This window comes from Pseudomonas parafulva (assembly GCF_000800255.1).
Classification (GTDB): Bacteria; Pseudomonadota; Gammaproteobacteria; order Pseudomonadales; family Pseudomonadaceae; genus Aquipseudomonas; species Aquipseudomonas boreofloridensis.
The window spans coordinates 3309080-3335432 of record NZ_CP009747.1; the positions used below are offsets into that span (position 1 = coordinate 3309080).

22 protein-coding genes, 3 tRNA genes, 1 pseudogene and 1 riboswitch are annotated in these 26353 nt (G+C 63.7%); of the genes and pseudogenes, 11 read left to right on the plus strand and 15 right to left on the minus strand.

Translation table 11 applies throughout. The annotated features are described in order from the left end of the window. Positions 1-11: 11 nt before the first annotated feature. Together NJ69_RS14350 and NJ69_RS14355 are read right to left on the minus strand one after the other, a co-directional pair. Positions 12-1628: an ATP-binding response regulator gene (locus NJ69_RS14350; protein ID WP_039583264.1), complete on the minus strand. Its 1617-nt coding sequence runs from the start codon at positions 1626-1628 to the stop codon at positions 12-14. Between the two features lie 57 nt (positions 1629-1685). Further along, complete coding sequence (locus NJ69_RS14355; protein WP_039580145.1) at positions 1686-3302, minus strand: ATP-binding response regulator; 1617 nt, start codon at positions 3300-3302, stop codon at positions 1686-1688. 102 nt (positions 3303-3404) lie between these two features. Here NJ69_RS14355 and NJ69_RS14360 point away from each other — a divergent pair, with 102 nt between their 5' ends. Together NJ69_RS14360 and NJ69_RS14365 are read left to right on the plus strand one after the other, a co-directional pair. Further along, positions 3405-4037: a response regulator gene (locus NJ69_RS14360; RefSeq protein ID WP_029614242.1), complete on the plus strand. Its 633-nt coding sequence runs from the start codon at positions 3405-3407 to the stop codon at positions 4035-4037. 279 nt (positions 4038-4316) lie between these two features. Then, on the plus strand, positions 4317-4805 hold the full coding sequence (locus NJ69_RS14365; protein ID WP_039580148.1) for a hypothetical protein: 489 nt from the start codon (positions 4317-4319) through the stop codon (positions 4803-4805). Between the two features lie 217 nt (positions 4806-5022). Here NJ69_RS14365 and NJ69_RS14370 read toward each other — a convergent pair. From NJ69_RS14370 to NJ69_RS14400, 7 genes are all read right to left on the minus strand, one after another. After that, a tRNA-Lys gene (locus tag NJ69_RS14370) sits at positions 5023-5098 on the minus strand. 6 nt (positions 5099-5104) lie between these two features. Continuing rightward, positions 5105-5181: transfer RNA gene (locus NJ69_RS14375), tRNA-Pro, on the minus strand. Between the two features lie 4 nt (positions 5182-5185). After that, positions 5186-5261 (minus strand) — tRNA-Asn (locus NJ69_RS14380). 354 nt (positions 5262-5615) lie between these two features. Continuing rightward, complete coding sequence (gene clpB, locus NJ69_RS14385) at positions 5616-8180, minus strand: ATP-dependent chaperone ClpB (protein ID WP_039580151.1); 2565 nt, start codon at positions 8178-8180, stop codon at positions 5616-5618. Positions 8181-8367: 187 nt separating this feature from the next. Then, positions 8368-9732, minus strand: a complete 1365-nt coding sequence (locus tag NJ69_RS14390; protein WP_039580153.1) for a DUF1329 domain-containing protein — start codon at positions 9730-9732, stop codon at positions 8368-8370. A 24-nt stretch (positions 9733-9756) separates the two neighbouring features. Beyond that, positions 9757-11643: a DUF1302 domain-containing protein gene (locus NJ69_RS14395; protein ID WP_039580155.1), complete on the minus strand. Its 1887-nt coding sequence runs from the start codon at positions 11641-11643 to the stop codon at positions 9757-9759. Positions 11644-11953: 310 nt separating this feature from the next. Further along, on the minus strand, positions 11954-13636 hold the full coding sequence (locus NJ69_RS14400) for a fatty acid--CoA ligase (RefSeq protein WP_039580158.1): 1683 nt from the start codon (positions 13634-13636) through the stop codon (positions 11954-11956). 276 nt (positions 13637-13912) lie between these two features. Here NJ69_RS14400 and NJ69_RS14405 point away from each other — a divergent pair, with 276 nt between their 5' ends. The 3 genes from NJ69_RS14405 to NJ69_RS14415 all read left to right on the plus strand — a co-directional run bounded on the left by NJ69_RS14405 (position 13913) and on the right by NJ69_RS14415 (position 16862). After that, complete coding sequence (locus tag NJ69_RS14405; protein ID WP_039580162.1) at positions 13913-14878, plus strand: 2-hydroxyacid dehydrogenase; 966 nt, start codon at positions 13913-13915, stop codon at positions 14876-14878. A 148-nt stretch (positions 14879-15026) separates the two neighbouring features. Further along, a complete protein-coding gene (locus NJ69_RS14410; protein ID WP_039580164.1) occupies positions 15027-16025 on the plus strand; it encodes a class I SAM-dependent methyltransferase in 999 nt (332 codons plus the stop codon). 40 nt (positions 16026-16065) lie between these two features. Continuing rightward, positions 16066-16181, plus strand: a riboswitch (yybP-ykoY riboswitch). Between the two features lie 96 nt (positions 16182-16277). Then, a complete protein-coding gene (locus NJ69_RS14415; protein WP_029614231.1) occupies positions 16278-16862 on the plus strand; it encodes a TMEM165/GDT1 family protein in 585 nt (194 codons plus the stop codon). An 83-nt stretch (positions 16863-16945) separates the two neighbouring features. On the opposite strand, the gene NJ69_RS14420 is transcribed toward NJ69_RS14415, so the two are convergent. After that, positions 16946-17761, minus strand: a complete 816-nt coding sequence (locus NJ69_RS14420; RefSeq protein ID WP_039580166.1) for a M48 family metallopeptidase — start codon at positions 17759-17761, stop codon at positions 16946-16948. A 1203-nt stretch (positions 17762-18964) separates the two neighbouring features. Here NJ69_RS14420 and NJ69_RS23210 point away from each other — a divergent pair. Then, positions 18965-19168, plus strand: a pseudogene (locus tag NJ69_RS23210) (HAMP domain-containing protein); the annotation flags it as partial. Between the two features lie 111 nt (positions 19169-19279). Then, complete coding sequence (locus NJ69_RS23215) at positions 19280-20023, plus strand: methyl-accepting chemotaxis protein (protein ID WP_375063296.1); 744 nt, start codon at positions 19280-19282, stop codon at positions 20021-20023. A gap of 19 nt (positions 20024-20042) precedes the next feature. Here NJ69_RS23215 and NJ69_RS14430 read toward each other — a convergent pair whose 3' ends face one another. From NJ69_RS14430 to NJ69_RS14440, 3 genes are read right to left on the minus strand one after another with little or no spacing between them, the layout of a single operon-like run. Continuing rightward, the gene (locus NJ69_RS14430; RefSeq protein WP_039580169.1) at positions 20043-20663 is read right to left on the minus strand and encodes an SOS response-associated peptidase; all 621 of its coding nucleotides are present in this window, start codon (positions 20661-20663) and stop codon (positions 20043-20045) included. Positions 20664-20676: 13 nt separating this feature from the next. Next, complete coding sequence (locus tag NJ69_RS14435; RefSeq protein WP_029615115.1) at positions 20677-20937, minus strand: putative signal transducing protein; 261 nt, start codon at positions 20935-20937, stop codon at positions 20677-20679. Then, positions 20937-21122, minus strand: coding sequence for a CPXCG motif-containing cysteine-rich protein (locus NJ69_RS14440; protein ID WP_029615114.1), 186 nt, complete (start codon positions 21120-21122; stop codon positions 20937-20939). The genes NJ69_RS14435 and NJ69_RS14440 overlap by 1 nt, the downstream gene beginning before the upstream one ends. 126 nt (positions 21123-21248) lie before the next feature. On the opposite strand from NJ69_RS14440, the gene NJ69_RS14445 reads away from it, so the two are divergent. Together NJ69_RS14445 and NJ69_RS14450 are read left to right on the plus strand one after the other, a co-directional pair. Continuing rightward, on the plus strand, positions 21249-22415 hold the full coding sequence (locus tag NJ69_RS14445; protein ID WP_039580171.1) for a 1-acyl-sn-glycerol-3-phosphate acyltransferase: 1167 nt from the start codon (positions 21249-21251) through the stop codon (positions 22413-22415). Between the two features lie 146 nt (positions 22416-22561). Continuing rightward, on the plus strand, positions 22562-22768 hold the full coding sequence (locus NJ69_RS14450) for a hypothetical protein (RefSeq protein WP_029615113.1): 207 nt from the start codon (positions 22562-22564) through the stop codon (positions 22766-22768). 73 nt (positions 22769-22841) lie between these two features. On the opposite strand, the gene NJ69_RS14455 is transcribed toward NJ69_RS14450, so the two are convergent. Next, on the minus strand, positions 22842-23426 hold the full coding sequence (locus NJ69_RS14455; protein WP_039580173.1) for a YajG family lipoprotein: 585 nt from the start codon (positions 23424-23426) through the stop codon (positions 22842-22844). Positions 23427-23623: 197 nt separating this feature from the next. Between NJ69_RS14455 and NJ69_RS14460 the strand changes: the two genes are divergently transcribed. Both NJ69_RS14460 and mqo read left to right on the plus strand, forming a co-directional pair. After that, positions 23624-23857: a hypothetical protein gene (locus tag NJ69_RS14460; protein ID WP_029615111.1), complete on the plus strand. Its 234-nt coding sequence runs from the start codon at positions 23624-23626 to the stop codon at positions 23855-23857. A gap of 607 nt (positions 23858-24464) precedes the next feature. Further along, entirely contained in the window at positions 24465-25970 is a 1506-nt protein-coding gene (gene mqo / locus NJ69_RS14465; RefSeq protein WP_039580175.1) for a malate dehydrogenase (quinone), read from the plus strand. Positions 25971-26018: 48 nt separating this feature from the next. Here mqo and NJ69_RS14470 read toward each other — a convergent pair whose 3' ends face one another. Next, positions 26019-26309, minus strand: coding sequence for a PA4642 family protein (locus tag NJ69_RS14470; protein ID WP_039580176.1), 291 nt, complete (start codon positions 26307-26309; stop codon positions 26019-26021). Between the last annotated feature and the right edge of the window lie 44 nt (positions 26310-26353).

The following is a 26353-nucleotide window of genomic DNA, read 5'->3' on the forward strand; positions in this document are numbered from 1 at the left end:
AGTCCCAGCGCCTACACGGCGCAGCGCTCGGCAGCCATCACCTTCACCTGCTCGAGCAGCACCGCGCGCAACTCCGGTGGCCGCACCGGCTTGGCCAGCACCGAGATGTTCTGGTCCTGCACCAGGGCGCGGATGCGTGCCATCTCATGGCCAGTCATGATCATCGCCGGCACCTCCCAGCCCCGTCGCTCACGGATGGCGGCGATGCACTCGGCGCCGGAAATCTTCGTGCCCAGGTCATAGTCGGCGATGATGATGTCGCACTCGGTGATCACGTTCAGGCCGTCGCTGTGGCCTTCCACCTCGCAGCCCCATTTCTCGAGCAAGGCCGAAGTCGCCATCAAGACACTGGCGTCGTCCTCCACCAGGCACACGCGTAGGCCTTGAAGGCGGCTCTGCACCGGCGCCGGACGGGCGACATCGATACGCGGCGCAATGGCTTTCAAACCTCGGACGCTGGCACAGGTACCGCGCTCGACACGCGAGTGCAAGTGGACTTGCAGGCCGATCAAGCGACCGATGCGCTGGACGATGGACAGCCCGAGGCCCAATCCCTCGACGTCTTTGTCACGCTCGTGGCGCACCCGGTAGAACTCCTTGAACACCTCTGGCAGATGCTCGGCGGCGATACCTCGGCCTTTGTCATAGATGACGATGACCAGTTCACTGCCGCGCCGCCGAACACCGATGAGCACCGGCTGACCGGCGGCATACTTCAGCGCGTTTGACACCAGGTTCTGCACCAGGGTCGTCAGCAGTCCCGGATTGACCTCGACCCAGTACCGGCAAGGCCGCAGGCGCAACTCGACCCCCGCCCAGCGCGCCGCCTCCTGGTTCTGCTTGACCACATCCTGCAACAGCGCGTCGAGGTTCACAGGCTCTGACTGAGGCTCGAGTTGGCCGTTGTCCAAGGTATAGATGTCCAGGATCGAGCGAAACAACTGCGAAACCGTATGCAGTGAGCGGTCGATGTTATCCACCAGCCGCAACTCTTCGCGTGGCAGGTTGGCGTCGCGCAGGCAAGCGGTGAACAACCCGATGGAGTGGATCGGCTGACGCAGGTCGTGGCTGGCCTGGGCCAGGAAGCGGGATTTTTCCTGGTTGGCAACCATGGCCTCCTGGGACGCCTGGCGCGTGCGCTTGAGCAGGACATCGGCGTAGGCTGGCACCACGATGGTGGTCACCATCAACGTCAGGAACATATAAGGCTGCGAATGCCAGTAAGGGTCGAACCAGAACACCAGGACCAACGTGGCCAGCGCGATCCCGGTGGCCCAGGCCAGATAGCGCGAACCAAAGCGCATCCCGTTGCCTAGGGTGACCCACAACAGCGCGACGTAGATCGGCAACGCCGCCTCTCCGCCCAATGCCAGGGCGAAGGCGATGCCGGCGTAGTCGTGGAACATGGACAGTAGCCGGCGCCAGAAGAAATGCCCAGGCCAGCGCTTGATCGCCAGGCGCAGGAACACCGAGACGACAATGAAGGTGCTGATGTAGGCAATGATCGGCAGGTAGGTCATCGCGCGGTCCGCGTTGAACACCGCCAGTGCCAGCATGTAGACGAGCGCGATACTGCTGACGATCAGCCTCAACGTGGCTTGATCGACCTCGCTTTTCACCTCGGCCATGTTCATCCCGCGCAAACCTGCACCAGTGCTATTCAACTCAAACCTCCTTGTCGAGACTCAGACCGCCAGGCGGGCATCTTCCATGGCCTTCACCTGCTCCAGTAACACTGCCCGCAGCTCCGGCGGCCGCACCGGCTTGGCCAGCACCGAGATGTCCTGGTCAGCCACCAAGGCGCGGATACGCGCCATCTCATGCCCGGTCATGATCATCGCCGGCACGTCCCAGCCGCGGCGCTCACGAATGGCAGCAATGCACTCGGCGCCGGAAATCTGGGTACCCAGATCATAGTCGGCAATGATGATGTCGCATTCGGTGATCACGTTCAGGCCATCGCTATGGCCCTCCACCTCGCAGCCCCACTTCTCCAGCAACGCCGAGGTGGCCATCAGGACACTCGCGTCGTCTTCCACCAGGCACACGCGCAGGCCTTGCAGACGGCTCTGCACCGGGGCCTGGCGTACGATCTCCTGACCGGGGGCGATGGCCTGCAAGCCATGAATGGTTGCGCAGGTGCCATGGTCAACCCGCGAATCCAAGCGAACCTGCAGGTCGATCAACTCGCCGATACGCCTGACGATGGACAAGCCCAGGCCCAAGCCTTCCACGTCCTTGTCGCGCGCATGACGCACCCGGTAGAACTCCTTGAACACCTCGGGCAAGTGTTCGGCGGCGATCCCACGGCCTTTGTCGTAGATGACGATGGACAGGCCCTTGCCGTGGCGGCGCACCCCCACCAGTACCGGCTGACCGGCGGCGTACTTGAGGGCGTTGGAGATCAGGTTCTGCACCATGGTACTCAGCAGCCCCGGATTGACGCTCACCCAGTGCTGGCAGGGCCGCAGGCGCAGCTCCACCCCCGCCCAGCGCGCCGCCTCCTGGTTCTGCTTGATCACATCCTGCAGCAGCGCGTTGAGGTTGACCGGCTCCGATTGCGGTTCGAGCTGGCCGTTGTCGAGAGTGTAGATGTCCAGGATCGAGCGGAACAGCTGCGAAACGGTGTGCAGCGAGCGGTCGATGTTGTCCACCAGGCGCAGTTCCTCGCGCCCCAGGTGGGCGTCGCGCAGGCAGGCGGTGAACAGGCCGATGGAGTGGATCGGCTGGCGCAGGTCGTGACTGGCCTGGGCCAGGAAGCGCGACTTTTCCTGGTTGGCGGCGATGGCTTCTTCGGAGGCGATGCGCGTGCGTTTGAGCAGAATGTGCGCGTAGGCCGGCACCACGATGGTGGTCACCATCAGCATCAGGAACATGTAGGGCTGCGAGTGCCAGAAGGGGTTGATCCAGAACACCACGACCAGCATCGACAGCGCGATCATGGTCGCCCAGGCCAGGTACTGCGAGCCGAAGCGCATGCCGTTGCCCAACGTCACCCAGAGCAGAGCCGCGTAGACCGGCAGTGCGCCCTCGCCGCCGACACACAAGGCGAAGGAGATGCCGGCATAGTCATGGAACATGGCGAATATCCGCCGCCAGAAGAAGTGCCCCGGTCGCCGTTTGATCAGCATGCGCAGAGGCACTGCCACGCTGATGAAGAACGCCATGTACCAGAGGATCGGCGCGTAAGTGGCGAAGTTGCTCGATGGCAGGCAGGCCACGATGAAGATGTACAGCGATGCGCAGGTACTGACCGTCAGGCGCAACGTGGCCTGGTCGAGTTCGCTGTTCTTCTCGGTCATGTTATCTGCACCTCTACGCGCGTCTGGGCGCGGTTGAATTTGAACCCTGGGTCAAGGTTTGCGTTACTATGCGCCCACTCGGGCGTCGGATGGGTCTGGAACATGTCGTGCAGAATCATAGTGGCGGATGACCACCCGCTGTTTCGCGAGGGCATGCTGCGGACGTTGGAACGGCTCCTGCCTGGCGCGCAGATCGAACAGGCCGGCAACCTGGATGAAGTACTGACCCTGGCCCGCCACGGCGGCGAAATCGATTCGTTAGTGCTCGATCTTCGGTTTCCGGGCCTCACGTCACTGTCGGTCATCGGCCAACTGCGCCAGGAATTCAAGCGCACCTCCATCATCGTGGTGTCCATGGTCGATGACCTGGACGTCATTTCCCAGGTCATCGGCCAAGGCGCCGATGGCTTCATCGGCAAGAATGTCGACCCTGCCGGTATCGCCGAGGCCATCATGGCCATTCGCGAGGGCGAAGTGGTGGTCCGCTACAACCCGGAAAACCCGATCCTGGACCCCAGTCTTTCCAACCTCACCGCCCGCCAGAAACAGGTGCTTGGCCTGATCGCCGCCGGCAAGACCAACAAAGAGATCGCCAAGGAACTGGGTATTTCGCCGTTCACCGTGCGCATTCATGTCTCCACGCTGCTCAAGACACTGGGCGTGCCCACTCGGGCGGCAGCGGCGGCTCAATTCAGCAACTTTCCAGTTACCGGTAGTTGGACCCTGGAGCGTTGAAATTTTTAAGTTGGTGAGCTGACTCAGCAGCGGTTAGTACAGTTACCTGGCAATGAATAGCAACCAGTCGCCAGTATAAACACTCCACTTCTGCGCGCCGTTAGTACAGGTGTGCTATAGCCGAGAAAGAGCAGCAGGCATACCCTCTGCCGGCACTTTCACTCACTGAAAAGGCTGCTCTAGTTCACACTTCGGCGTTGCGTTGTGGGCACCTGTGTGTCTCGATTCGATAGCCGTCAACTTCCACTGGAACAGCCGCGACCTTTTACAGGTGACGCTATGGCTCGCACACATAAACAATTCATGCACATCGGATTGGCTGTATGCCTGATGACCGGTGCTCTCACCGGCTGCAGCAGCTCAGGCAACTTCGTCAATCCACTCGACTCGGGATCGCAGAAGTACAACGTGGCCTACCTGAAGCAGACGTTGATCCCCGGCAAGACCACCAAGTCCCAGGTGCAACAACTGTTCGGCACGCCCGCAGAGGAATCACTGGACGCCTCCAGCCGCAGCAATGGTTCGAACTGGACGTACAGCAAGAGCGAAGAAGGTCTGGACAAGTACATGGCCCTGGCCCACAAGTATGTGTCCACCGAAAACAGCCTGAAGATGTACGACGCTTCTGCGCAGGTTTCCAAGGCGCAGGGCGTGATGAGCGACGTAGGTAGCGTCACCGGGATGAACAAGCCCTCCAGCCAAGCCCAAGGCTCTCGGCTGGTCATCTATTTTGTGGATGACGTGATGGATCACTACCAGTTGTACTGATCAAGGTAGGGCGCGGTGGCGCGCCCTGCTGGAGGCAGGTCGAGCACATCGCCGGGCAGGGACGCCCGACATTGCCTCTGGAGGCGCCATCAGGCAAGCAATGGCAAAAACGAAAAAGCCCGCCATATAGGCGGGCTGTTTCTTGTCCTCATCACACTGAAGCAGAACTTCTTCTCGCTTCATTCAGCTCCCACTACCTCAGGAACCGCTGTGAATATGGTGGGTCGTGTAGGATTCGAACCTACGACCAATTGGTTAAAAGCCAACTGCTCTACCAACTGAGCTAACGACCCAGAAAATGGTCGGGGTGAGGGGATTCGAACTCCTGACATCCTGCTCCCAAAGCAGGCGCGCTACCGGACTGCGCTACACCCCGAAATTGGCTCCGCGACCTGGACTCGAACCAGGGACCCAATGATTAACAGTCATTTGCTCTACCGACTGAGCTATCGCGGAACTGCACTTCGTACAACCTTACAACTGCGAAGCTTGTGTTAGCTTCGATCTCTTTAGCGTTGTCGCTGCTGAGGCCGGCTATTCTACATTCTTCGTTTTGCTTGTCAACCACTTTTTTTCACCCAACTTACTGATTTGTAAGTTGTTTTCAGATCACCTGTACCGCCGTTGATCTGGGTAGTGCCTGACAGCGGTGCGAATATTAGGCGTACCGTTTTCATTGTGCAAGCATTTTTTTCAAAATTTTCAGCGAGTTAGCACGGAGCGAGAAAAATCAGGGATTTGCGCACCTCGCCCCTGCGCGGCGACAAGAAAAAGCCCCGCGGATGCGGGGCTTCTCTACCACGTGAAGACTCAGGCGAAGACGATCTCGTCGCCCTCCACCTGCGCCGTGATCGCCGCACCTGGCACGAACTGGCCCGCGAGGATCAATTGCGCCAGCGGGTTCTCGATCCAGCGCTGGATCGCCCGTTTCAGCGGGCGCGCGCCATACACCGGGTCGTAACCCACTGCGATCAACTTGTCCAAGGCCTCGGGGCTGAGGTTCAAGGCCAGCTCGCGTTCGGCCAGACGACCGCGCAGACGGCCAAGCTGGATCTCGGTGATACCGGCGATCTGCTCGCGGCCCAGCGGCTCGAACACCACCACTTCGTCGATACGGTTGATGAACTCCGGCCGGAAGTGCGCGCCCACGGCATCCATCACGGCTGCACGCTGGGCCTCGCGGTCGCCGACCAATTCCTGGATCTGCGCCGAGCCCAGGTTCGAGGTCATCACGATCACCGTGTTGCGAAAATCCACGGTACGGCCGTGGCTGTCGGTCAGACGGCCATCTTCCAGCACCTGCAGCAACACGTTGAATACGTCCGGGTGGGCCTTCTCCACTTCGTCGAGCAGCACCACCGAGTAGGGTTTGCGTCGCACCGCCTCGGTCAGGTAACCGCCCTCTTCATAACCCACGTAGCCCGGCGGAGCACCGATCAGCCGCGCGACCGAATGCTTCTCCATGAACTCGGACATGTCGATGCGCACCATGGCCTCCTCGGTGTCGAACAGGAACTCGGCCAGCGCCTTGCACAGCTCGGTCTTGCCCACACCGGTGGGGCCGAGGAACAGGAACGAACCGCTGGGGCGGTTGGGGTCGGACAACCCGGCGCGCGAGCGGCGCACCGCATTGGCCACGGCGGTCACCGCCTCGTTCTGGCCGATCACCCGCTCGTGCAGCAGGCTTTCCATCTTCAGCAGCTTGTCGCGCTCGCCTTCGAGCATTTTCGACACCGGAATGCCGGTCCACTTGGAGACCACCTCGGCGATTTCTTCCTCGGTGACCTTGTTGCGCAGCAGTTGGTTATCGGTCTTGCCATGCTGGTCGACCATCTGCAGGCTGCGCTCCAGGTCCGGGATCACCCCATACTGCAGTTCGGCCATGCGGCTCAGGTCGCCCTTGCGCCGGGCCGCTTCGAGTTCCCGGCGGGCCTGTTCGATCTTCTGCTGGATCTGCGCCGAACCCTGCACCTCGGCCTTCTCCGACGCCCAGATCTCTTCCAGGTCGGAATACTCGCGCTCCAGACGGGCGATTTCCTCGGTGAGCTTCTCCAGACGCTTCTTCGCCGCGTCGTCCTCTTCCTTCTTCAGCGCCTGGGATTCCACCTTGAGCTGGATCAGGCGACGGTCGAGACGGTCGAGCACTTCGGGTTTGGAGTCGATCTCCATGCGAATGCGGCTGGCGGCTTCGTCGATCAGGTCGATGGCTTTGTCGGGCAGTTGACGATCAGTGATGTAGCGGTGGCTGAGCTTGGCCGCCGCGATGATCGCGCCGTCGGTGATCGCCACCTTGTGGTGCACCTCGTAGCGCTCCTTGAGGCCACGCAGGATAGCGATGGTGTCTTCCTCGCTCGGCTCCTCGACCAGCACCTTCTGGAAGCGTCGCTCCAGCGCCGCGTCCTTCTCGATGAACTGGCGATACTCGTTGAGGGTGGTCGCGCCCACGCAGTGCAGCTCGCCGCGCGCCAGCGCCGGCTTGAGCATGTTGCCGGCGTCCATGGCGCCCTCGCCCTTACCAGCGCCGACCATGGTGTGCAGTTCGTCGATGAACAGGATGACCTGGCCGTCCTGCTTGGACAGCTCGTTGAGCAGCCCCTTGAGGCGTTCCTCGAACTCGCCGCGGTACTTGGCGCCGGCGATCAGCGCGCCCATGTCCAGGGCCAGCAGACGCTTGCCCTTGAGCCCATCGGGCACTTCGCCGTTGATGATGCGCTGGGCCAGGCCCTCGGCGATGGCGGTCTTGCCCACGCCGGGTTCGCCGATCAGCACCGGGTTGTTCTTGGTACGGCGCTGCAACACCTGCACGGTGCGGCGGATTTCGTCGTCACGGCCGATCACCGGGTCGAGCTTGCCTTCCTCGGCGCGCTTGGTCAGGTCGACGGTGTACTTGTCCAGCGCCTGGCGCGATTCCTCGACGTTGGCGTCGTTGACCGCCGCGCCGCCGCGCAGGTTGTTGATGGCGTTTTCCAGGGCCTTCTTGCTCACGCCCTGGCCGAGCAGCAACTTGCCGACCTTGCTGTTCTCGTCCATGGCGGCGAGCAACACCAGCTCGCTGGAAATGAACTGGTCGCCCTTCTGCTGGGCCAGACGGTCGGCCTGGTTGAGCAGGCGCGCCAGGTCCTGGGACATGTTCACGTCGCCGGTGGGATTCTGGATCTTGGGCAGTTGGTCGAGCTCCTTGGTCAACGCCTTGCGCAGGCTGTTGACGTCGAAGCCAACCTGCATCAGCAGCGGCTTGATCGAGCCGCCCTGCTGCTCGATCAGGGCCTGCAGCAGGTGCACAGGTTCGATGGCCGGGTGGTCCATGCCCACGGCCAGGGATTGGGAGTCGGATAACGCCAGTTGCAGCTTGCTGGTCAGTCGGTCTATTCGCATGGGGGATACCTTCCTTAAAAAGGGCAGGCGGAGCGATAAACAGCACCCGTTAAGAAGAACCTGCCGGAGATGACCCATACATAGGGCCAATTCTGGAAGATTCAAGCTTAGCGGGGTTGACCAGGATCAGTGTGGGCAAGGTGCGGAACGTGACAGGAGGGGCGCTTGGCCGCCCCTCCCGAAGACTTCAGCGCACCCCGCTCTGGCGCAGGGCGGCGGGCTGGAAGTCGGCCTTGTTGGCAGTGAAGGTGAAGTCATAGGACTTCTTCTCTTCGTTCTTCATGCCCAGGGCCAGGTAGCGCCCCGACTGCAGGTCGTAGATGGCTTCGAGGGTGTACCACGGTACCTGGTTGTTGTAGTACGGCTGGGCGAAGGCTTCCGATACGCGCCACAGTTGCCCACGACCGTCGTACTGGTCGATCACCGCGGCCTGCCAGGTGTCCTCGTCGATATAGAAGTCACGCTTGGCGTAGATGTGCTTCTGACCCGGCTTCAAGGTCGCGACCACGTGCCACACCCGACGCAGCTCGTAACGCGCCAGGTCCTGGTTGATGTGACCGGCCTTGATGATGTCCGCGTACTTGAGTTTGGGATCGTCGAGCTTGAACGCGTTGGAGGCGATGTACATCTCTTTCTTGCCTTCGAGCTTCCAGTCGTAGCGGTCAGGCGCGCCGTTGTACATGTCCAGGTTATCGGAGGTGCGCAGGCCGTCGGCGGCGGTGCCCGGTCCGTCGTAGGACACTTGCGGCGCCATGCGCACGCGACGCTGGCCGGCGTTGTAGATCCACGCCTTGCGCGGCTCCTTGACCTGGTCGAGGGTCTCGTGCACCAGCAGCACGGTTCCGGCCAGACGCGCGGGCGCGGTCACTTCCTGCTTGAAATAGAACAGCACGTTGCCCGGGTTGTTCGGGTCGTAGTCCTTCATTTTGTCGCGGAACACGAACTGGTCGCTGAAGTACACCAGGCTGTAGGAGCCGTTCTGCTGCGGCGTGGCCTGCGTCACTAGGCGTGCCACGCTGCCACCGCGATAACGGGTGATGTGGTTCCACACCACCTCGACACCGCTCTTGGGGATCGGGAACGGCACCGCGCCGCGGAAGTTGTTCAGGCCGTTGCCACCCTCCACCAGGGTGGCGTTGGTGGCGTTGGCCTTGATGTCGGCGAACACCGAATCCGGCACGGTGGCACCGCGGTGGGTCTTGTACACCGGCAGCTTGTAGGTATCCGGGTAGCGCTTGAGCATCGCCAACTGGCCAGGGGCAAGCTTGTCCTTGTACTGCTCGGCATTGGCTGCGGTGATGGTGAACAGCGGCTTCTCGCTGGCGTACGGGTCGGCCAGGAAGCCGCGCCCATCGACGCTGCCGGCATTCTTGCCCAGCGGCTCCCAGGGGCCAATGGAGCCATCGGCATTGCCGGCCTTCTCGGCGCCCATGGGGGTGAGCGTGGACCCGAGCTTGGCCGCTTCGTCGGCGGACACCGCCGCCATGACACTGCCCGCCAGCAGGGACACACCCAGCACACCGGCCTTGAGCAGACTTGTGGTCATCGTCATCGTCGTCATCCTGAATCTGAGTGCTTAGAAGTTCACGCCGAAGCTGAGGGCGACGAAGTCGCGGTCATCCACGGTGCTGTACTTGCCGTCGAAGAAGTTGGTGTAGGAGAGGCTCGCCGTGTAGGTGTTCTGGTACTCGGCGTCCACGCCCAGGCTGATCGCCTTGCGCCCTTCCTCGAAGTTGCCGCCCGGACCCGGCGAGTAGCCGGACACGTCGTGGGACCAGGCCACGTTGGGCTTGAGGTTAACCCCGGCGAACACGTCGTTGTAGTCCCAGATCACCCGGGCGCGGTAGCCCCAGGACGTGCTGGTGGTGTAGCCGTCGTTCTCGCACTTGCGGTTCAGGTTGGCGGTGGAGGCCCCAGCACCGGCGCCGGCGATGGTGCTGGCGTTGAGCGCCTGGCAGGTATTGGCGCCGCCGGTGGCCGGCAGCGGCCCTGGGCCGAACACCGGGTCGCGACCGTAGCGGGTGTCGTAGGCACTCTCCAGGCCGCCCACATGGGTCACGCCCAACTCGCCGACCACGGTCATGCGGCTGGCGCCCATCACCTGATCGAAGAAGTGCGTCAGGGTGGTCTGGAACTGGGTGATCTCCTTGCGCTGGTAGCCGTGCAGGTCCTGGCCAGGCGTGCCGTTGAGCAGCGAGGCGTTGGCCAGCGCGCCGCCCAGCGGGCGTACGCCGGCGAACAGGATGTCGGTGGTGTTCAACTGCACCGGGGCGTTGGGCCGGTAGCTGATCTCGCCGCTCCAGGCCGTGCCGGTGGGCAAGGTGGTGGAGAAGCTCAGGCCGTACAGGCGAATGTCCTCGGGGTACTCGACGAAGTACTTCGAGTTGCCGGCGACGATCAACGGCGCCAGCGGACGCAGGCTGGCCGGCAGCGACGGGATGGCGGCGAACACGCCCGGCGGTGCACCGGTGGCGCTGAAGATCGGCGCGCGGCTGTGGTAGTTCATGAAGTAGGCGCCGAACTCGGTGTCCAGCGGCTCGAACATGTAGCGCATGGCCACGCCGAACTGGCCGCTGTCGCGCGCGTCGCGGTCACCGCCACGGCGCACCATCACCCCTTCCTGGTTGATGTTCACGCCGCGGGTGGCGAGGAACTGCTGGGCGGCGGCCGGCACCGTGCGGCTGCTGTTGAGCACGCGCAGGTTGTCGTTGCAGCCGTCGGAGATGATGTCCGGCTGGGAGAAGAAGGTGCCGCAGTTATCGGTGACGGTCTGGTCCCATTCGAGCTGGTAGAAGGCTTCGGCCGACAGGTTGTCGGTCAGGCTCTGGGACACGTAGAACATGTTGACCGGGATCAGGCCTTCCTTGATCTCGGCGCCAGGGCGGCGGAAGGCAGCGACGTCGATCGGGTTGATCGAGTTGATACCACCGCCGATGAAGGTGCTCTCGCCCCAGCTCACCACTTGCTTGCCCAGGCGCACGGAGCCGGGCATGTCGCCGATGGAGTAGTTGTGATAGACGAACGCATCGAGCAGTTGCGCCCCCGAGGACTTGGCCCCGGACTTGCGCCCTGAATCGCTGATGTTCTTGAACTCGCGGTTTTCATCCTTGAGCTCGAAGTCGTACCAGTACTTGCCGCGCACGAACACGCCGGTGTCGCCGTACTTGAGCTCGAGGTCGTGGATGCCCTTGAAGATCTTGGAGAAGGTCTCGCCCTTCTTGAAGTTCAAGTGACCGTCGTCGGAGGTCTGCGACAGCCCCTTGCCGCCATTGTTGACGCCGATCAGGTTGCGGTTGGGGTTGGCCGTGGACCAACTGGCCCCAACGGAGAGCGACGAATCGAACTGACCTTCGATTTCCCCGATGTTGAAACTCACAGCGAAAGCAGGACTGGCCAGCGTGGAAGCGAGACTGACGGCCAAGGGCAGCTTGGCCCGACGCCAAAGCGGGTTTGCAGATGTCATCGACGCTACTCCATGTACATTTTTGTTATGGCAACGAGTGCTTGCAGAAACGACCCCGGCACCTGAACGGCAGATGCACCGGCAGGTGGCGCGCAGGGCGTGCCCCTCCCCATTCCTGACAATCCCCTGAACCGACTATAGCCAGCGCCCGACAACGCTTGATCCCTCTAAAGTGTGATTTGCGTCGTGTCGCCGGCGGCAATTGCAATTTGCCACCGTATTCGCTGGCCGTGCTGAAGCATGGCTGAAATTCCGCGTTTGACAAGCCGCGATGGCTCTAACTCGCCACTCGGACTGTCTGGCTCGGTCGTTACAAGGTCGACAGGAAGGCGCTGTTGCTGGCCTGCCACTGACCGATCTCCACGCGGATGCGCTTCTTGTCCAGTTTGCCGACGCTGGTCTTGGGAATTTCAGTAACAACGGCGATCTGGCTAGGGATGGCCCACTTGTTGATGTGCCCCAGCTCGACGAACGGCTTGAGGTGTTCCTTGAGCGCCTTGGCGTCCAGTTGTCGATCCGGGTGCACCACCAGCAGCGCGAACGGCCGCTCGCCCCACTGCGGGTCGGGCACGCCGACCACCGCCACCTCGCGCACCGCCTCGTGACGGCTGATCAGGTCTTCCAGGTCCAGGGACGAGAGCCATTCGCCGCCGGTCTTGATCACGTCCTTGATACGGTCGCGGATGTCGATGAAGCCCATGCTGTCGAGGGTGGCCACGTCGCCGGTGTGCAGCCAACCGCCGCGCCACAGCTCGGCGCTCTTGTCCGCCTCTTGGTAATAGCCCTGGGTCAGCCACGGCGCGCGCAGCACCAGCTCGCCCTGGGACTCGCCGTCGTTGGGCAGGAAGCGGCCGTGTTCGTCGATGATCGCCGCCTCCACCATCGGCACCGGCACCCCCGCCTTGATGCGGTAGCTGACGCGCTCGTCCTCGCTGCCAGCCAGCAGTTCGTCGTTCAGGTGCGCACAGGAAATCAGCGGGCAGGTCTCGGACATGCCATAGGCCGCCGTGAGCTGAATGCCACGGGCCTGCGCGGCCTGGTACAGGGCGCGGTTGAGCGCGCTGCCGCCGATGATGATTTTCCAGCCGCCGAAGTCCTGGCCCTTGGCCGTGGGGCAGTTGAGCAGCATCTGCAGGATGGTCGGCACGCAGTGGGAGAACGTGACCTGTTCCTCGCGCCACAGCCGAATCAGCATGTCCGGCTCGTAGCGTCCGGGATACACCTGCTTGATGCCCATCAGCGTGGCCACGTAGGGAATGCCCCAGGCGTGCACGTGGAACATCGGCGTGATCGGCATGTACACGTCGCTGCTGCTGAGCAGGCGCACGCTGTCGTCGCCGCCGAGCACCGCCGCTTCGGCCAGGGTGTGCAGCACCAGTTGGCGGTGGGTGAAGTACACGCCCTTGGGGTTGCCCGTGGTGCCGGTGGTGTAGAAGGTGGTGGCCACCGAGTTTTCGTCGAAGTCGGGGAAGTCGTAGCGAGGGCTGGCGCCGGCGAGCAGCTGTTCGTATTCGCCGACCAGGTTCGGCAGCTCGGCGCTGCGCTCGGGGCCGTCGGTGATCAGCAGGGTCTTGTCGACCGTGGTCAATTGCCCGGCGATGCCCTGATAGAGCGCGACGAAATCGCTGTTGACCAGCACGAAGCGGTCTTCGGCGTGGTTCATGGTGTAGAGGATCTGCTCCGGCGACAGGCGCACGTTGATAGTGTGCACCACCGCGCCGATCATCGGGATGGCGAACATGCATTCGAGGTAGCGATGGCTGTCCCAGTCCATCACCGCCACGGTGTCGCCGGCCTTGACCCCAGCCTCGGTGAGCACGTTGGCCAGCCGCGCGATGCGCTCGCCCAGTTCGCGGTAGCTCAGGCGCACCTGGTCGCGGTAGACGATCTCGCGGGTTTTCTCGTAGCGCCCGCCCGACAGCAGCAAGCGCTTGATCAACAACGGATAGGCGTAGGCGCCCTCGGTGGGTTCGAGAATTCGGGTCTGCAGCATGATTGTCCCTTTTCTGAAAATGCGTGCCGAAGTGTCAAGGCGCTACTGTAGAGCGGCCAGGCGCCGGTCAAATCAGCCGAAGGAATGATTCGCGCCTGGCACGCAGTGCCTGCGGGTAACACCGGTCGGAGCATCAAGCGCTTGACTCGACCACCTGTGAACCAACGACGAAGAATGACCAGCCATTAGGCATAGCGCATAGGGCAGCGTTTGCTGCATATTTTTGTTACGAGGCCGTGCAGTCGCGGCCTTGTCTCGTTTTCCACAGGAGTCGCAATGACCACCAGCCGACACGCCGTTTTTCTCGACCACGACTCGCTCGACCTGGGCGACCTGGACCTCGCCGTCCTGCGCGAATGCTTCGATGAGCTGACCTTGCACGGCTCGACTTCGGCCGATCAGGTGAACGAACGCCTGCGCGGCGCCAGCGTGGCGATCAGCAACAAGGTGCTGCTCGACGCCGAGGTGCTGGCTGCCAATCCACAGCTGAAGTTGATTCTCGTGGCCGCCACCGGCACCAACAACGTCGACCTCGCGGCGGCACGCGCCCAGGGCATCACCGTGTGCAACTGCCAGGGCTACGGCACGCCGTCGGTGGCCCAGCACACGCTGGCGCTGTTGCTGGCCCTGGCGACTCGCTTGTGCGATTACCACCGGGCAGTGCAGGACGGCGCCTGGGCCAAGGCCAGCCAGTTCTGCCTACTGGATTTCCCCATCGTCGAATTGCAGGGCAAGACCCTCGGCCTGCTCGGCCATGGCGAGCTGGGCGGCGCCGTGGCCAAGCTGGCCGAAGCGTTCGGCATGCGCGTGCTCAGCGGGCAGATTCCCGGCCGCCCGGCGCGCGCCGAGCGCCTGGCACTGGACGAACTGCTGCCGCAGGTTGACGCCCTGACCCTGCATTGCCCGCTGAACGAGCAGACCCGCCATATGCTCGGCGCCCGCGAATTGGCATTGCTCAAGCCGGGGGCGCTGGTGGTCAATACCGCACGTGGCGGGTTGATCGACGAGCAGGCGCTGGCCGACGCGCTGCGCAACGGGCATCTGGGCGGCGCGGCGACCGATGTGCTCAGCGTGGAACCGCCGGTGCACGGCAATCCGCTGCTGGCAGCGGACATCCCGCGCTTGATCGTCACCCCGCACAGCGCCTGGGGCGCGGTGGAATCACGCCAGCGCATCGTCGGGCAATTGGCCGAGAACGCCCAGGCGTTCTTCGCGGGACAGCCACGACGGGTGGTGGGTTGACGGGGCCGGTAGCAACGGCCATGCACGGCTCCGGTTATAGCGCCAATGGCCGCGGCGAAGCTGATCACCTGGGGGCGCGCCGCGGTCCGCTCGCGGCGCGGCGCTTGCCAAGTGATACACTTCGCGCTTTTTTCAGGAGACGTCCGACATGGACCCGCGCAGTGAAGTGTTGCTCCGCCAGGCGGACCTGTTCCAAGGCCCGCTGCTGATCGCCGGAGCCGCCGCCGATGGCCTGCTGGGGCAACTGCCGCAGGCCCAGGCCTGGACCTGGCATGCGGGGGATCACGGGTTGCTGCAACAGCGCTTCGCCGGTCGCAGCCACTTCGGCGTGGACGTTCCCGAAGTGGCCTTCGACGCCGCCGTGCTGTGCCTGCCCAAGTCGCGCGAGCTGGCCGCCTATCTGCTCAACGCACTGGCCGCGCGCCTGGCCGGACGCAGCCTGTACCTGGTGGGGGAAAAGCGCGGTGGCATCGAGGGCGCGGCCAAGCTGTTGCAGGCGTTCGGCAAGCCGCGCAAGCTCGACAGCGCCCGCCACTGCCAACTGTGGCAGGTGACGGTGGACCACGCCCCCGAGGCTACGCCGCTGGACAGCCTGGCCCAGCGCTTCGAGCTGGCGCTGGACGATGGCCCACTGCAGGTGATCAGCCTGCCCGGCGTGTTCAGCCATGGGCGCCTGGATCGCGGCACCGCCCTGCTGCTGCAGCACCTGGAGCACCTGCCGGTGGGCCATGTGCTGGACTTCGGCTGCGGTGCCGGTGTGCTGGGCGCCACCCTCAAGCGCCGCTACCCGCAAAGCCAGGTGACCCTGCTCGACGTCGATGCCTTCGCCGTCGCGGCCAGTCGCCTGACCTTGGCCGCGAACGGCCTGCAGGGCGAGGTCATCAGCGGCGACGGCATCGACGCCGCCCCCGATGAACTGAGCGCGATCGTCAGCAATCCGCCGTTCCACACCGGGGTTCACACTGACTATCAGGCCTCGGAAAACCTGCTGCTAAAATCGGCTAAAAAGCTGGTAAAAGGCGGAGAAATGCGGATTGTCGCCAACAGCTTCCTGCGCTATCAACCGCTCATCCAACAGGCTTTGGGCAACTGCGAAACGCGCGCCGAAGGGGACGGTTTCCGAATTTATCGGGCCATTCGCGGCTAGAAAAAAAGCGCTTGCCGAAACCGAATCGGCTAGGCAGAATCCGCTCCGTCCTAGGGGAGTAGTCTCCCGCAAGCGTCCTCAGCTTGCCCGGCACGCGTCAACACACTTGGCCCACAGGCCATGGCGCGTGCGACCTCACGGCTCACACAGATGAGCCCAGGGTTTGACAAGACCTATGACACGCACACCTTACCCGGGGCGGGAAGGCTGTACGTGTCATAGCCGTGTCGACCCGCCCCCGTAGGAAGCCTGATGCTCGAATCCCTGCTCGTCCCCACCGCCATCGTTGCGCTCGCCGAAATCGGCGACAAGACGCAACTGCTCGCGCTCATTCTCGCCGCCCGTTTCCGCAAGCCCTGGCCGATCATCGCCGGTATCGTCGCCGCGACCTTGGCCAACCATGCGGCCGCCGGTGCGGTCGGCGCCTGGGTCAGCGGTTTCTTCACCGAAAGCGTGCTGCACTGGATCCTCGCCGCGAGCTTCACCGCCACAGCCCTGTGGACCCTGGTGCCGGACAAGATGGACGACGACGAGAGCAGCAACGCGCGGCGCTTCGGGCCGTTCCTGACCACGTTGATCGCGTTCTTCCTGGCCGAGATCGGCGACAAGACCCAGGTCGCCACGGTGATGCTGGCCGCGCAGTACCCGCACCTGATCCTGGTGATCGTGGGCACCACGCTGGGCATGCTGATCGCCAACGTGCCGGTGGTGCTGGCCGGCAACTTCGCCGCCGACAAACTGCCCCTGACCCTGATCCGCCGCCTGGCCGCCGCCGCCTTCTTCGTCCTGGCCGCCGTCGCCGTCTACTCGGCCATGAAAACCAGCGGTTGGGTGTAGGGCAGCGGCAAGCGGCAAGCTTCAAGCGGCAAGAAGGTGCGGCGCGGCTTGACTTGCAGCTTGCAGCTTGAAGCTCGTAGCTGCTACTTAGCCGCCTGTTGATACAAGGGCATGACTTTGGGAATGGCTGCTTGCAGGGAGGCGATGCGGCTGCTCGAGGCGGGGTGAGTGCTCATGAACTCGGGCGGGGCGCCTTCGGAGGCCTTGCTCATCTTGTTCCACAACGTGATCGCCGCGTTCGGGTCATAACCGGCGCGGGCCGACAGCTCGAGACCGATCAGGTCGGCTTCGTTCTCGTTGGCGCGGCTGTTGGGCAAGGTCATGGCGTAGTTCACCACGGTGTCGGCCAGCGCCATGCTGTCCTGGCCCAGGCCGAAGATGGCACCGGCGCCCTGGCGCGCCATGTTGATGCCGTAGGCCTTGGACATGGCTTCACGGCCATGCTCGCGCAGGGCGTGGGCGATTTCATGGCCCATCACCGCCGCCAGTTCGGCATCGGTGAGCTTGAGCTGATCGATCAGGCCGGTGTAGACGATGATCTTGCCGCCAGGGCCGCAGTTGGCGTTGAGCTCATCGCTCTTGATCACGTTGACTTCCCACTTCCATTGCGCCGCATCCGGGCGGAACTTGGGCGCCTGGGCGATCAGGCGGTCGGCGATCAACTGCACGCGCCGTGCGTCATTGCTGGTCTTGTCCAGCACGCCTTTGCTCGAGGCTTCGCCGAGGGTCTGCTGGTACGACTGGGCGTACATCTGGTTCACCTCGTCGGTGGACAGCATGCTGAACATGTACTGCTTGCGCTCCACGCCCACCGCACCGCCGCTGGTGGTGTTGACCGCCTGGCAGCCGCCCAGCAGGATGCTGGCACTCAACAGGCTGACCACGAATGACTTACGCATGAAAAGACTCCCTCTTTTTACATGCCGCGTATCCTAGGCCCAGTCATGCGCCCCTGCCAGAGGTGCGTCGAAGATTTCTGACAACCGTCCTCATGCTTTGCCCAGCCCACGCCGATAACCCAGGACAACGACCTCCTGGCGTGGAGCTTTTCGATCATGAAGTTCAAGTCGATCCAGTTTTCCGTGGCGGCGCTGGCCGGTGCCATCGTGTTGAGCATCGTCGCCGCCCTGGTGCTCTACGCCGTGTACGCAGGAGCGCGCACCCAGGCCCTGGTACAGCAGCGCACCCAGCAGCAGTTCGAGGCGGTCATCGAACAGCGCCTGTCGGCGCTGGCGCGCACCCAGGTCAGCGAAATCCAGCGCGGCCTGGAAGCGCCGCTGCTGATCAGCCGCAGCCTGGCCACGCTCAACGGCCTGCTCGGCGCACAGGATGCCGATGGCAAACCGCTGATGCAGATCGACCGCGCCTACCTGAGCAACCTGCTCAGGCGCACCGTCGAGGACAACCCCAGCGTGCTCGGCGCCTACCTGGGCTGGGAACCCAACGCCCTGGACCACGCCGACGTCAACGGCGAGCGCTTCCTGCCCTGGTGGTTCCGCAACGCCGACGGCAGCCTCGGCCAGGATCGCCTGGTCGACGTCAACGATCAGACCATCCTGGCCACCGGCGTGCGCGCCAGCGAGTACTACCTGTGCCCCAAGGAAACCAAGAAGGCCTGCGTGATCGATCCCGCGCCTTACAAGGTGGGCGACAAGACAGTGATGCTCGCCTCGTTCGTCGAACCGATCATGCTCAACGGCCAATTCCAGGGCATCGCCGGGGCCGACCTGTCGGTGGACTTCATCCAGGACTTGCTCAACGCCGCCGACCGCCAACTCTATGATGGCGCCGGCGAACTGGCCCTGGTGTCGAGCAACGGTCGCCTGGTGGCATACACCAAAGACCCGTCCAAGTTCGGCGAAAAAGCCAGTGACGTGCTGGATTCGGCCGAGTCGGCCGCACTGGCCAGCAGCAATGGCGATGCGCTGCACTATCAACTCGACCGAGACAAGGACCGTATCGAGCTGTACCTGCCGTTCAAAGTGGCCAACACCGATGCGCGCTGGGTGCTGCTGCTACAACTGCCGCTGAGCACGGTGATGGCCGATGTCACGCAATTGCAGAAAGACCTCGGCGAGCAGCGCCGCACCGATATCTTCGGCATGACTGCGGTCGGCCTGGGCATCGCCGTGCTCGGCCTGCTGGTGATCGGGCTGCTGGCCCACGGCATCGCTCGTCCGCTGAAGCAGATGGTGGCCATGCTCGACGATATCGCCCAGGGCGAAGGCGACCTCACCCGCCGCCTGCACAGCGACCGCGCCGACGAACTGGGCGCCATCGCCAGCGGCTTCAACACCTTCCTGGCCAAGCTCCAGGCGATGATCAGCCAAGTGGTGAGTTCGGTGCAGAAGGTCAGCGACTCCTCGGAGCACACCGCCGACATCGCCATTCGCACCAACCAGGGCGTGCACAAGCAGATGGCCGAAATCGACCAGGTGGCCACTGCCGTGCAGGAAATGACCGCCACCGCCCAGGACGTGGCGCGCAACGCCACCCAAGCTGCCCAGGCCGCCAGCAACGCCGACCAGGCCGCCAACCAGGGCATGCAGATCGTGCATGACGCCTCGCAGTCCATCAGCAGCCTGGCCAGCGAAATCGGCCGCGCGGTGACCGTGGTGCAGACCCTGGCCCGCGACAGCGAGAACATCAACACCATCCTGGTGACCATCCGCGCCATCGCCGAGCAGACCAACCTGCTGGCGCTCAACGCCGCCATCGAGGCCGCCCGTGCCGGCGAGCAGGGTCGAGGCTTCGCGGTGGTCGCCGACGAGGTGCGCAACCTGGCGCAGAAGACCCAACAGGCGACCCAGGAAATTCAGCAGATGATCCAGCAACTGCAGCAGGGCACCCGCGACGTGGTCAAGGTCATGGAAGACAGCCAGGGCAAGACCGACGACAGCGTGCAGCAGGCCAATCGCGCGGCGCTGGCGCTGGAGAGCATCACCCAGGCGGTGTCGGTGATCAACGACATGAATACGCAGATCGCCAGTGCTGCCGAGCAGCAGAGCGCGGTGGCCGAGGACATCAACCGCAACGTCACCAACATCGGCCAGGTGGCCAGCGAGGTGGCCGGCGGCGCCGACGAGTCGAGCCAGGCCAGCGCCGAGTTGACCCAACTAGCCGAACAGCAGCGGCGCCTGATCAATCAGTTCAGGGTGTGACCGGCAAAGCGCGCTGGGCTCAGGCCGGCGTCAAGCACTGCGGTCCATCGAGCTGCGGGTCGTTGACCAGAGGCGCCAGCGCCCGCTCGCGCAAGCTCGCCGGCGGGCTGGCCAGCAGTTCATGCAGGCGCGCCTTCGGCGTCTGCGGATCCAGCCAGGCGGCCTGGCCTGCCTCGTCGAGAATCAACGGCCGACGCTGGTTCATGGCCGCCTGGGTGACCACGGCACAACTGAGCCAGACCTGCTCCTGCACCGGATACGCCTCCCACACCGCCGCGTAGAACAGCGAGGCGCCCTCCCCGGGCGTCACCCAGTACGGCCGCTTGCGCGCCGTGCCGCGCCATTCGTAGAAACCGTTGGCTGGCATCAGGCAACGGCGTAGGCGAAAAGCCTCGCGAAACATCGGCTGTTCGGCCAGGGTTTCGGCGCGGGCATGGGCGGGGGTGCGCGACAGGTCGGTGAGCCACGGCGGCGTCAGCCCCCAGCGCGCCCTGGCCAGCTGCAACTGGTCGTCGATCTGGCGCTGGATCAACACCGAGGCACCGGGCGAGATGTTCCATTGCGCCTGCTGGTCGACGGGAAACCCCGGCAGGGCGGCGAAGGCCTGGGACCAGCGAAACAGGGCGTAGCGTCCACACATAAGACAGGCAAACCTAGCAGATCAAGGTGCCGGGACAGGCGTCGGGCTCGTCACCGGCAAGGGGCTGAGCGGCATTGTACGCATCGATCAACTGCCGTGCGTACCCCGCCTGCTCGTCGTCCACCGCCAGGGCCAACAGCCCCTGCAGCGGCAGGTCACCCATCGCGCCGACCAGATCGGCGCCAATCAGGTGCACGGCAATGCCCTCGCTGGCCAGCATGCCCACCAGCATCTGCGCCTCGATCAGGCTTTCCGGCTCGTAGATTCTGCGCATCAGGCATCGTCCTCACGGCGCACCTCGAGCAACCATTCGTCATCGTGCACCTGCAAAATGCACACGATCGGCCGGCAACAGACCTGGCAGTCCTCGGTGTAGTGCTGATCGCCGGCAGAAATGTCGACGGTGGTTTCGACGCGTTCGCCGCAGTAGGGACAGTCATAGAAGTCGATTTCGAGCATCGGGGGCCTGCGCGGTGACTTATGCGTATAATTGCCGGTCTGTTTACGGGGTCCGTGTGTGTCCGAGCCGTTTTCTCGGCCCCGCCCCTACTTTATTACTCTAGCCGTTTCCAACAAGAGAGCATGATGGGCGCATTCGATGCCATCCGACCCTACGACGACGCTGAAGTCCCTGCCGTTCTGGCACGCCTGCTCAGCGACCCGGCATTCCTCGATATCCTCACCCACTTTCGCTTCCCGCGCCTGGCCGGCGCCTTCGGCTGGCTGCTCAAGCCGCTGATCGCGCGCCGCCTGCGCAAGGAATTCGCCGGCGTGAGCAGCGTCGCGACGCTGCAGGACAAGGTCGAGTACTACGTCGACCGTACCATCGACCGCGCCACCGACGGGGTCACCTACACCGGCGTCGAGCAGCTCAAGGCCGGCAGCGCCTACCTGTTCCTGGCCAATCACCGCGACATCGTCATGGACCCGGCGTTCGTCAACTACGCGGTCTATCACGCCGGCCTGCCCACCCCGCGCATCGCCATCGGCGACAACCTGCTGCAGAAGCCTTTCGTCAGCGACATGATGCGCCTGAACAAGAGCTTCATCGTGCACCGCTCCATCAGCGGTCGCCGCGAGAAGCTGGCGGCTTACCAACTGCTCTCGGCCTACATCAACCACTCGATCCGCGACGACGGCACCTCGATCTGGATCGCCCAGGCCGAAGGCCGCGCCAAGGACGGTGACGATCGCACCGATTCGGCGATCCTCAAGATGTTCCACATGAGCCGCAAGGACGAAGCCTTCGGCGCGGTGATCCAGAGCCTGAACCTGATTCCGGTGTCGATCAGCTATGAATACGATCCCTGCGACCAGGCTAAGGCCCGCGAGCTGTACATCCGCGCCAGCACCGGCAGCTACAGCAAGGTGCCAGGCGAGGACGACAACAGCATCGCCCTTGGCATCACCGGCTACAAAGGCCGGGTGCACATCAATTTCGCGCCGCCGGTGACCGAGTACCACGAAGACACCAAGCAACTGGCACAGGCCATCGACCGACAGATTCTCGCCGGCTATCGCCTATTCCCGGTGCACTACCTGGCCTATGCCATGTGGGATCAACAGGACACGGCGCTGGCGGTACCCACCGCCGACAAGCTGTTTCCGGCCGATGAGCTGGCGCGGGCGCAGGAAGAATGGCAGCGCCGCCTGGAGGCCTGCCCGGTCGAGCATCGGCCTTACCTGGTGCAGCAGTACGCCATGCCGGTGCGCAATCAGTATCAGGTCAAGCGCCAGGCAGAAGTGGCCTGAGTGCAGGCTCTTGTGGCGCTCCTGGCACACTGTGCGGCCGGAGCGCCATTGGTCAGCGCCAAGACATCGCCCCCTAAATTTCGCCTGTCATACGCTCGTCATCCGAAGAGGCCACCCTGTCGGCCTTCTCGATACCGGAGCTTGACATGCTGCACGCCGAAAACCAGGACCGTCTCTACCTCGTCGCGCCCAGCGACGAGCAGCAGGCATTGATCGACGGCTTCGCGATCAACGTCCACGACCGTGGCTGGCTGGTTTACTGCGCCCTCGGCGGCCATGCGCACCATGACCTGCCGGAAGTGGACCTGGGCACCGGCTTCAGCGTGCTGGATTTTGCCATCGAGGCCGCCTGATCCACGGTGCATCACCCACAAAAAAGCCCGCTGCCTTGTCCCAGGCAGCGGGCTTTTCATGGCATCGAAAGGCTTACTCAGCCAGCATCTGACCGATCGACGGATCCTTGAACAGACGGGTCAGGGCGTCGCTGAGCACATCGCTGACCAGCTTGGTGTTGGTTTCCTGGTTCGGTGCCATGCCGAAACGCTGGTCCAGCGAGGCGCCGTAGCGACCGCTGTAGCGACGGTTGGCGTTGGACACGTCGGCGCGGAACGTGGCGCCGATGGTCGCTTCGGTGACGTACATCTTGTCCTTGGGCGACTGGTACTTGAGTTCGGCCAGGGTCACGGTCAACTGAGGCGCGTTGCCACCGCCGCGGGTCGGGGTGAAGCCCAGCAGACGCACGGCAGCCTCGGCCTGGGCCTGCAGCTTGGGCACCACGTCGTTGCCACTGACGGTGATGGTGCTGGTCTCAGGGTACATGCCGCCGCGGGTGCCCAGCGACTGCGAAGCACGGCCATCGACCACCTTGACCTCCACCGGCTGGCCGCGGCCGACCGCGTTGAGCTGCGTGGTGAGCTTGGGTTGCGGGCTCAACTGCTGCGGGCTGTGGGCACAGCCGACCAGGCTCAGGGTAGCCACCGCCATCAAACCGAACAACAGACGTTGCAGCATGCGCATTTCTCCAGAAAAAAGCGGCAAAGGCCGACAGTATAACGAGAGGCACGCTACCCGCGGCAAGCTTCGCGAGATGAAGCCTTGGCGCCGTCTGGGCACGCGATTGTCATGCCGGGAACACGCCGCTGTCACGAGGGTTTAATGGTGCTGCGGGTAAGCTTGCCGCACGTCCGAATCAGACAGGATTTTCCGCCATGGCCTCGCTCTGGACCCTGCTCCTGCAACGCCCGCGTCACACCACCTATGCCCGCCTCGACGAAAACGGCACGTGCCTGGCCTTCAAGCACTGCGCCCAGGCCCCGGCCGGCAGTGGCTGGGTCCAGGTCAGCGAAGCCCACCTGGGCTGGCTGGGCCAGGCGCTGCCGGCCAGCGCCCGGGTTTGCCCGCCGGCACGGCGCCGCTGGCAGCAACGCCTGCTCGCGGCCTGACAAACGCAGCAATAAAAACCCAAGAAGTACGACCTTTCTGCCCGCGACCTCGTTATAATCTCCCCCCGATTATAAGGACGTCTCCTGATCGGGCCCCGCATTCGCCGCTTGACCCCGGCACCTTCACCGCTTCGCCCACAGAGAGCCTTCCACTCAGGTCTTGCATCGGCTGTCGTGCCTGCTGTCTCTGGCCGTCTGCTGCACATGAACCTGCGGGTTGCCCTCGCGCAGTCCACTTTTGAGGTTCACGACTCCAAAAGAGCGTGAAAAAACGGTTTTTCACAACTTCACGAGAGTGTGGCGAGCAAATGAACAGTCTGGCATGTGCAGGTGCGACAAAGACGTTTTCTACAGCCCTGAGCAGACGGCCCAGGCGCTCATCCTGGATGGGAGCCTGAGGCCGGTCCATAACCCACGACGGACCACCTGACCATAAGTCGAATTGCCGCAGTGGTGGCAAATGGCGTTCAATGACCGAACACCCAAAGACCGATTGGCGGTGTCCGCTGGAGTTGCAACAACTGCGAAGAGTCGGACATGGCGATCCTGGCCAACCCAGGGGTCCTATGCTGTCAATTAGGTGCTGTAGATTGTGGAGACGCGTTAAATGGCGCAGAACGAATCGGTTGATGTAGTACTGGTAGGCGCGGGCATCATGAGTGCCACCCTGGCCGTACTGCTCAAGGAGCTGGACCCTGCGATCACGCTGGAAGTCGTCGAGGCGATGGACTCCGGGGCCGCAGAAAGCTCCAACCCCTGGAACAACGCGGGCACCGGTCACGCCGGGCTGTGCGAACTGAACTACACGCCGCAGGCCGCCGATGGCAGCATCGACATCAAGAAGGCGGTGCACATCAATACCCAGTTCGAGGTTTCGCGCCAGTTCTGGGCCTACCTCAGCCGCCAGGGCGGCTTGGGCGATCCCCGCGCCTTCATCAACCCGGTACCGCACCTGAGCTACGTCGAAGGTGACAAAGGCGTCGCGTTCCTGAAAAAGCGCTTCGACATGCTCAAGCAGCATCACGCCTTCGCCGAGATGGAGTACACCGAAGACAAGGCCGTGATGAACCAGTGGATGCCGCTGATGATGCCGGGCCGCCCGGCCGACCAGCACATCGCCGCCACCCGCGTGCTCAAGGGCACCGATGTCAACTTTGGCGCACTGACCAACCAGTTGCTCAAGCGCCTGGGCGACAGCCCCGACGCCCAGGTCAAGTACAGCAAGAAGGTCACCGGCCTGCGCCGCAAAGGCGATGGCTGGACGGTGACGGTCAAGGACGTCAACAGTGGCAGCAGCCGCGACGTCGACGCCCGTTTCGTCTTCCTCGGCGCCGGCGGCGCGGCGCTGCCGCTGCTGCAAGCCTCGGGCATTCCGGAAAGCAAGGGCTTCGGCGGCTTCCCGGTCAGCGGCCAGTGGCTGCGCTGCGACAATCCGGAGATCGTCAGCCAGCACCAGGCCAAGGTCTACAGCCAGGCAGCGGTGGGCGCCCCGCCCATGTCGGTGCCGCACCTGGACACGCGCGTGGTCGATGGCAAGAAGTCGCTGCTGTTCGGGCCTTACGCCGGCTTCACCACCAAGTTCCTCAAGCACGGTTCGCTGATGGACCTGCCGCTGTCGGTGCGCATGGGCAACATCGGTCCGATGCTGGCCGTGGCCCGCGACAACATGGACCTGACCAAGTACCTGGTCAGTGAAGTGATGCAGTCGATGGAGCAGCGCCTGGAATCGTTGCGCCGCTTCTACCCCCAGGCCAAGGCCGAGGACTGGCGCCTGGAAGTGGCGGGTCAGCGCGTGCAGATCATCAAGAAGGATCCGAAGAAAGGCGGCATCCTGCAGTTCGGCACCGAGCTGGTCTCGGCCGCCGACGGCAGCCTGGCTGCCCTGCTCGGCGCCTCGCCGGGTGCGTCGGTCACCGTCTCGATCATGCTCGAGCTGCTCGAGCGCTGCTTCCCCGAGCAGACCAAAGGCGCGTGGGCGACCAAGCTCAAGGACATCTTCCCGGCCCGCGAGAAGACCCTGGCCACCGATGCCGCGTTGTATCGCCAGATCAGCGCGGACAACGATGCCGCCCTGGGCCTGGCCCAGGAAAACCCGGCCAAGCACTACGCCTGAGGCGCAGGCGCACGTAATAGAGGAGCGGCGCTCGCCGCTCCTCTGGCCTCATCCCCGCGCCTGGCCGATCACCTCGATGTACTCCGGCGCATTGCGCTGGTCGGCGATGGCCTCGGCGAAGGTCTTGCCGTGCTCGTCCTTGCCGTCGACGTCATACCCGGCCTCCACGAAGAACCCCACGAAACGCTCGAAATCGTCGATACGCAAGCCGCGATAGGCCTTGATCAGCTTGTGGTGCGAGGGCGAGGTCTGGCCATCGGCCGGCTCGAACTGCAGGAATGTCTTGATGTAGTCGTCGCTGATCTCGTCACCGATAACCTGCTTCTTGTCTTTACGCATTTGCCGACTCCAACGGTGCCATCACAGGCGTTTCAAAGGCGGGC

Bases quoted from the DNA above. Each gene is read 5' to 3' on its own strand.
- NJ69_RS14350 (WP_039583264.1), bottom strand. From the start codon at position 1,628: ATGGCCGAGGTGAAAAGCGAGGTCGATCAAGCCACGTTGAGGCTGATC.
- NJ69_RS14355 (WP_039580145.1), bottom strand. From the start codon at position 3,302: ATGACCGAGAAGAACAGCGAACTCGACCAGGCCACGTTGCGCCTGACG.
- NJ69_RS14360 (WP_029614242.1), top strand. From the start codon at position 3,405: ATGTCGTGCAGAATCATAGTGGCGGATGACCACCCGCTGTTTCGCGAG.
- NJ69_RS14365 (WP_039580148.1), top strand. From the start codon at position 4,317: ATGGCTCGCACACATAAACAATTCATGCACATCGGATTGGCTGTATGC.
- clpB (WP_039580151.1), bottom strand. From the start codon at position 8,180: ATGCGAATAGACCGACTGACCAGCAAGCTGCAACTGGCGTTATCCGAC.
- NJ69_RS14390 (WP_039580153.1), bottom strand. From the start codon at position 9,732: ATGACGATGACCACAAGTCTGCTCAAGGCCGGTGTGCTGGGTGTGTCC.
- NJ69_RS14395 (WP_039580155.1), bottom strand. From the start codon at position 11,643: ATGACATCTGCAAACCCGCTTTGGCGTCGGGCCAAGCTGCCCTTGGCC.
- NJ69_RS14400 (WP_039580158.1), bottom strand. From the start codon at position 13,636: ATGCTGCAGACCCGAATTCTCGAACCCACCGAGGGCGCCTACGCCTAT.
- NJ69_RS14405 (WP_039580162.1), top strand. From the start codon at position 13,913: ATGACCACCAGCCGACACGCCGTTTTTCTCGACCACGACTCGCTCGAC.
- NJ69_RS14410 (WP_039580164.1), top strand. From the start codon at position 15,027: ATGGACCCGCGCAGTGAAGTGTTGCTCCGCCAGGCGGACCTGTTCCAA.
- NJ69_RS14415 (WP_029614231.1), top strand. From the start codon at position 16,278: ATGCTCGAATCCCTGCTCGTCCCCACCGCCATCGTTGCGCTCGCCGAA.
- NJ69_RS14420 (WP_039580166.1), bottom strand. From the start codon at position 17,761: ATGCGTAAGTCATTCGTGGTCAGCCTGTTGAGTGCCAGCATCCTGCTG.
- NJ69_RS23215 (WP_375063296.1), top strand. From the start codon at position 19,280: ATGGCCGAAATCGACCAGGTGGCCACTGCCGTGCAGGAAATGACCGCC.
- NJ69_RS14430 (WP_039580169.1), bottom strand. From the start codon at position 20,663: ATGTGTGGACGCTACGCCCTGTTTCGCTGGTCCCAGGCCTTCGCCGCC.
- NJ69_RS14435 (WP_029615115.1), bottom strand. From the start codon at position 20,937: ATGCGCAGAATCTACGAGCCGGAAAGCCTGATCGAGGCGCAGATGCTG.
- NJ69_RS14440 (WP_029615114.1), bottom strand. From the start codon at position 21,122: ATGCTCGAAATCGACTTCTATGACTGTCCCTACTGCGGCGAACGCGTC.
- NJ69_RS14445 (WP_039580171.1), top strand. From the start codon at position 21,249: ATGGGCGCATTCGATGCCATCCGACCCTACGACGACGCTGAAGTCCCT.
- NJ69_RS14450 (WP_029615113.1), top strand. From the start codon at position 22,562: ATGCTGCACGCCGAAAACCAGGACCGTCTCTACCTCGTCGCGCCCAGC.
- NJ69_RS14455 (WP_039580173.1), bottom strand. From the start codon at position 23,426: ATGCTGCAACGTCTGTTGTTCGGTTTGATGGCGGTGGCTACCCTGAGC.
- NJ69_RS14460 (WP_029615111.1), top strand. From the start codon at position 23,624: ATGGCCTCGCTCTGGACCCTGCTCCTGCAACGCCCGCGTCACACCACC.
- mqo (WP_039580175.1), top strand. From the start codon at position 24,465: ATGGCGCAGAACGAATCGGTTGATGTAGTACTGGTAGGCGCGGGCATC.
- NJ69_RS14470 (WP_039580176.1), bottom strand. From the start codon at position 26,309: ATGCGTAAAGACAAGAAGCAGGTTATCGGTGACGAGATCAGCGACGAC.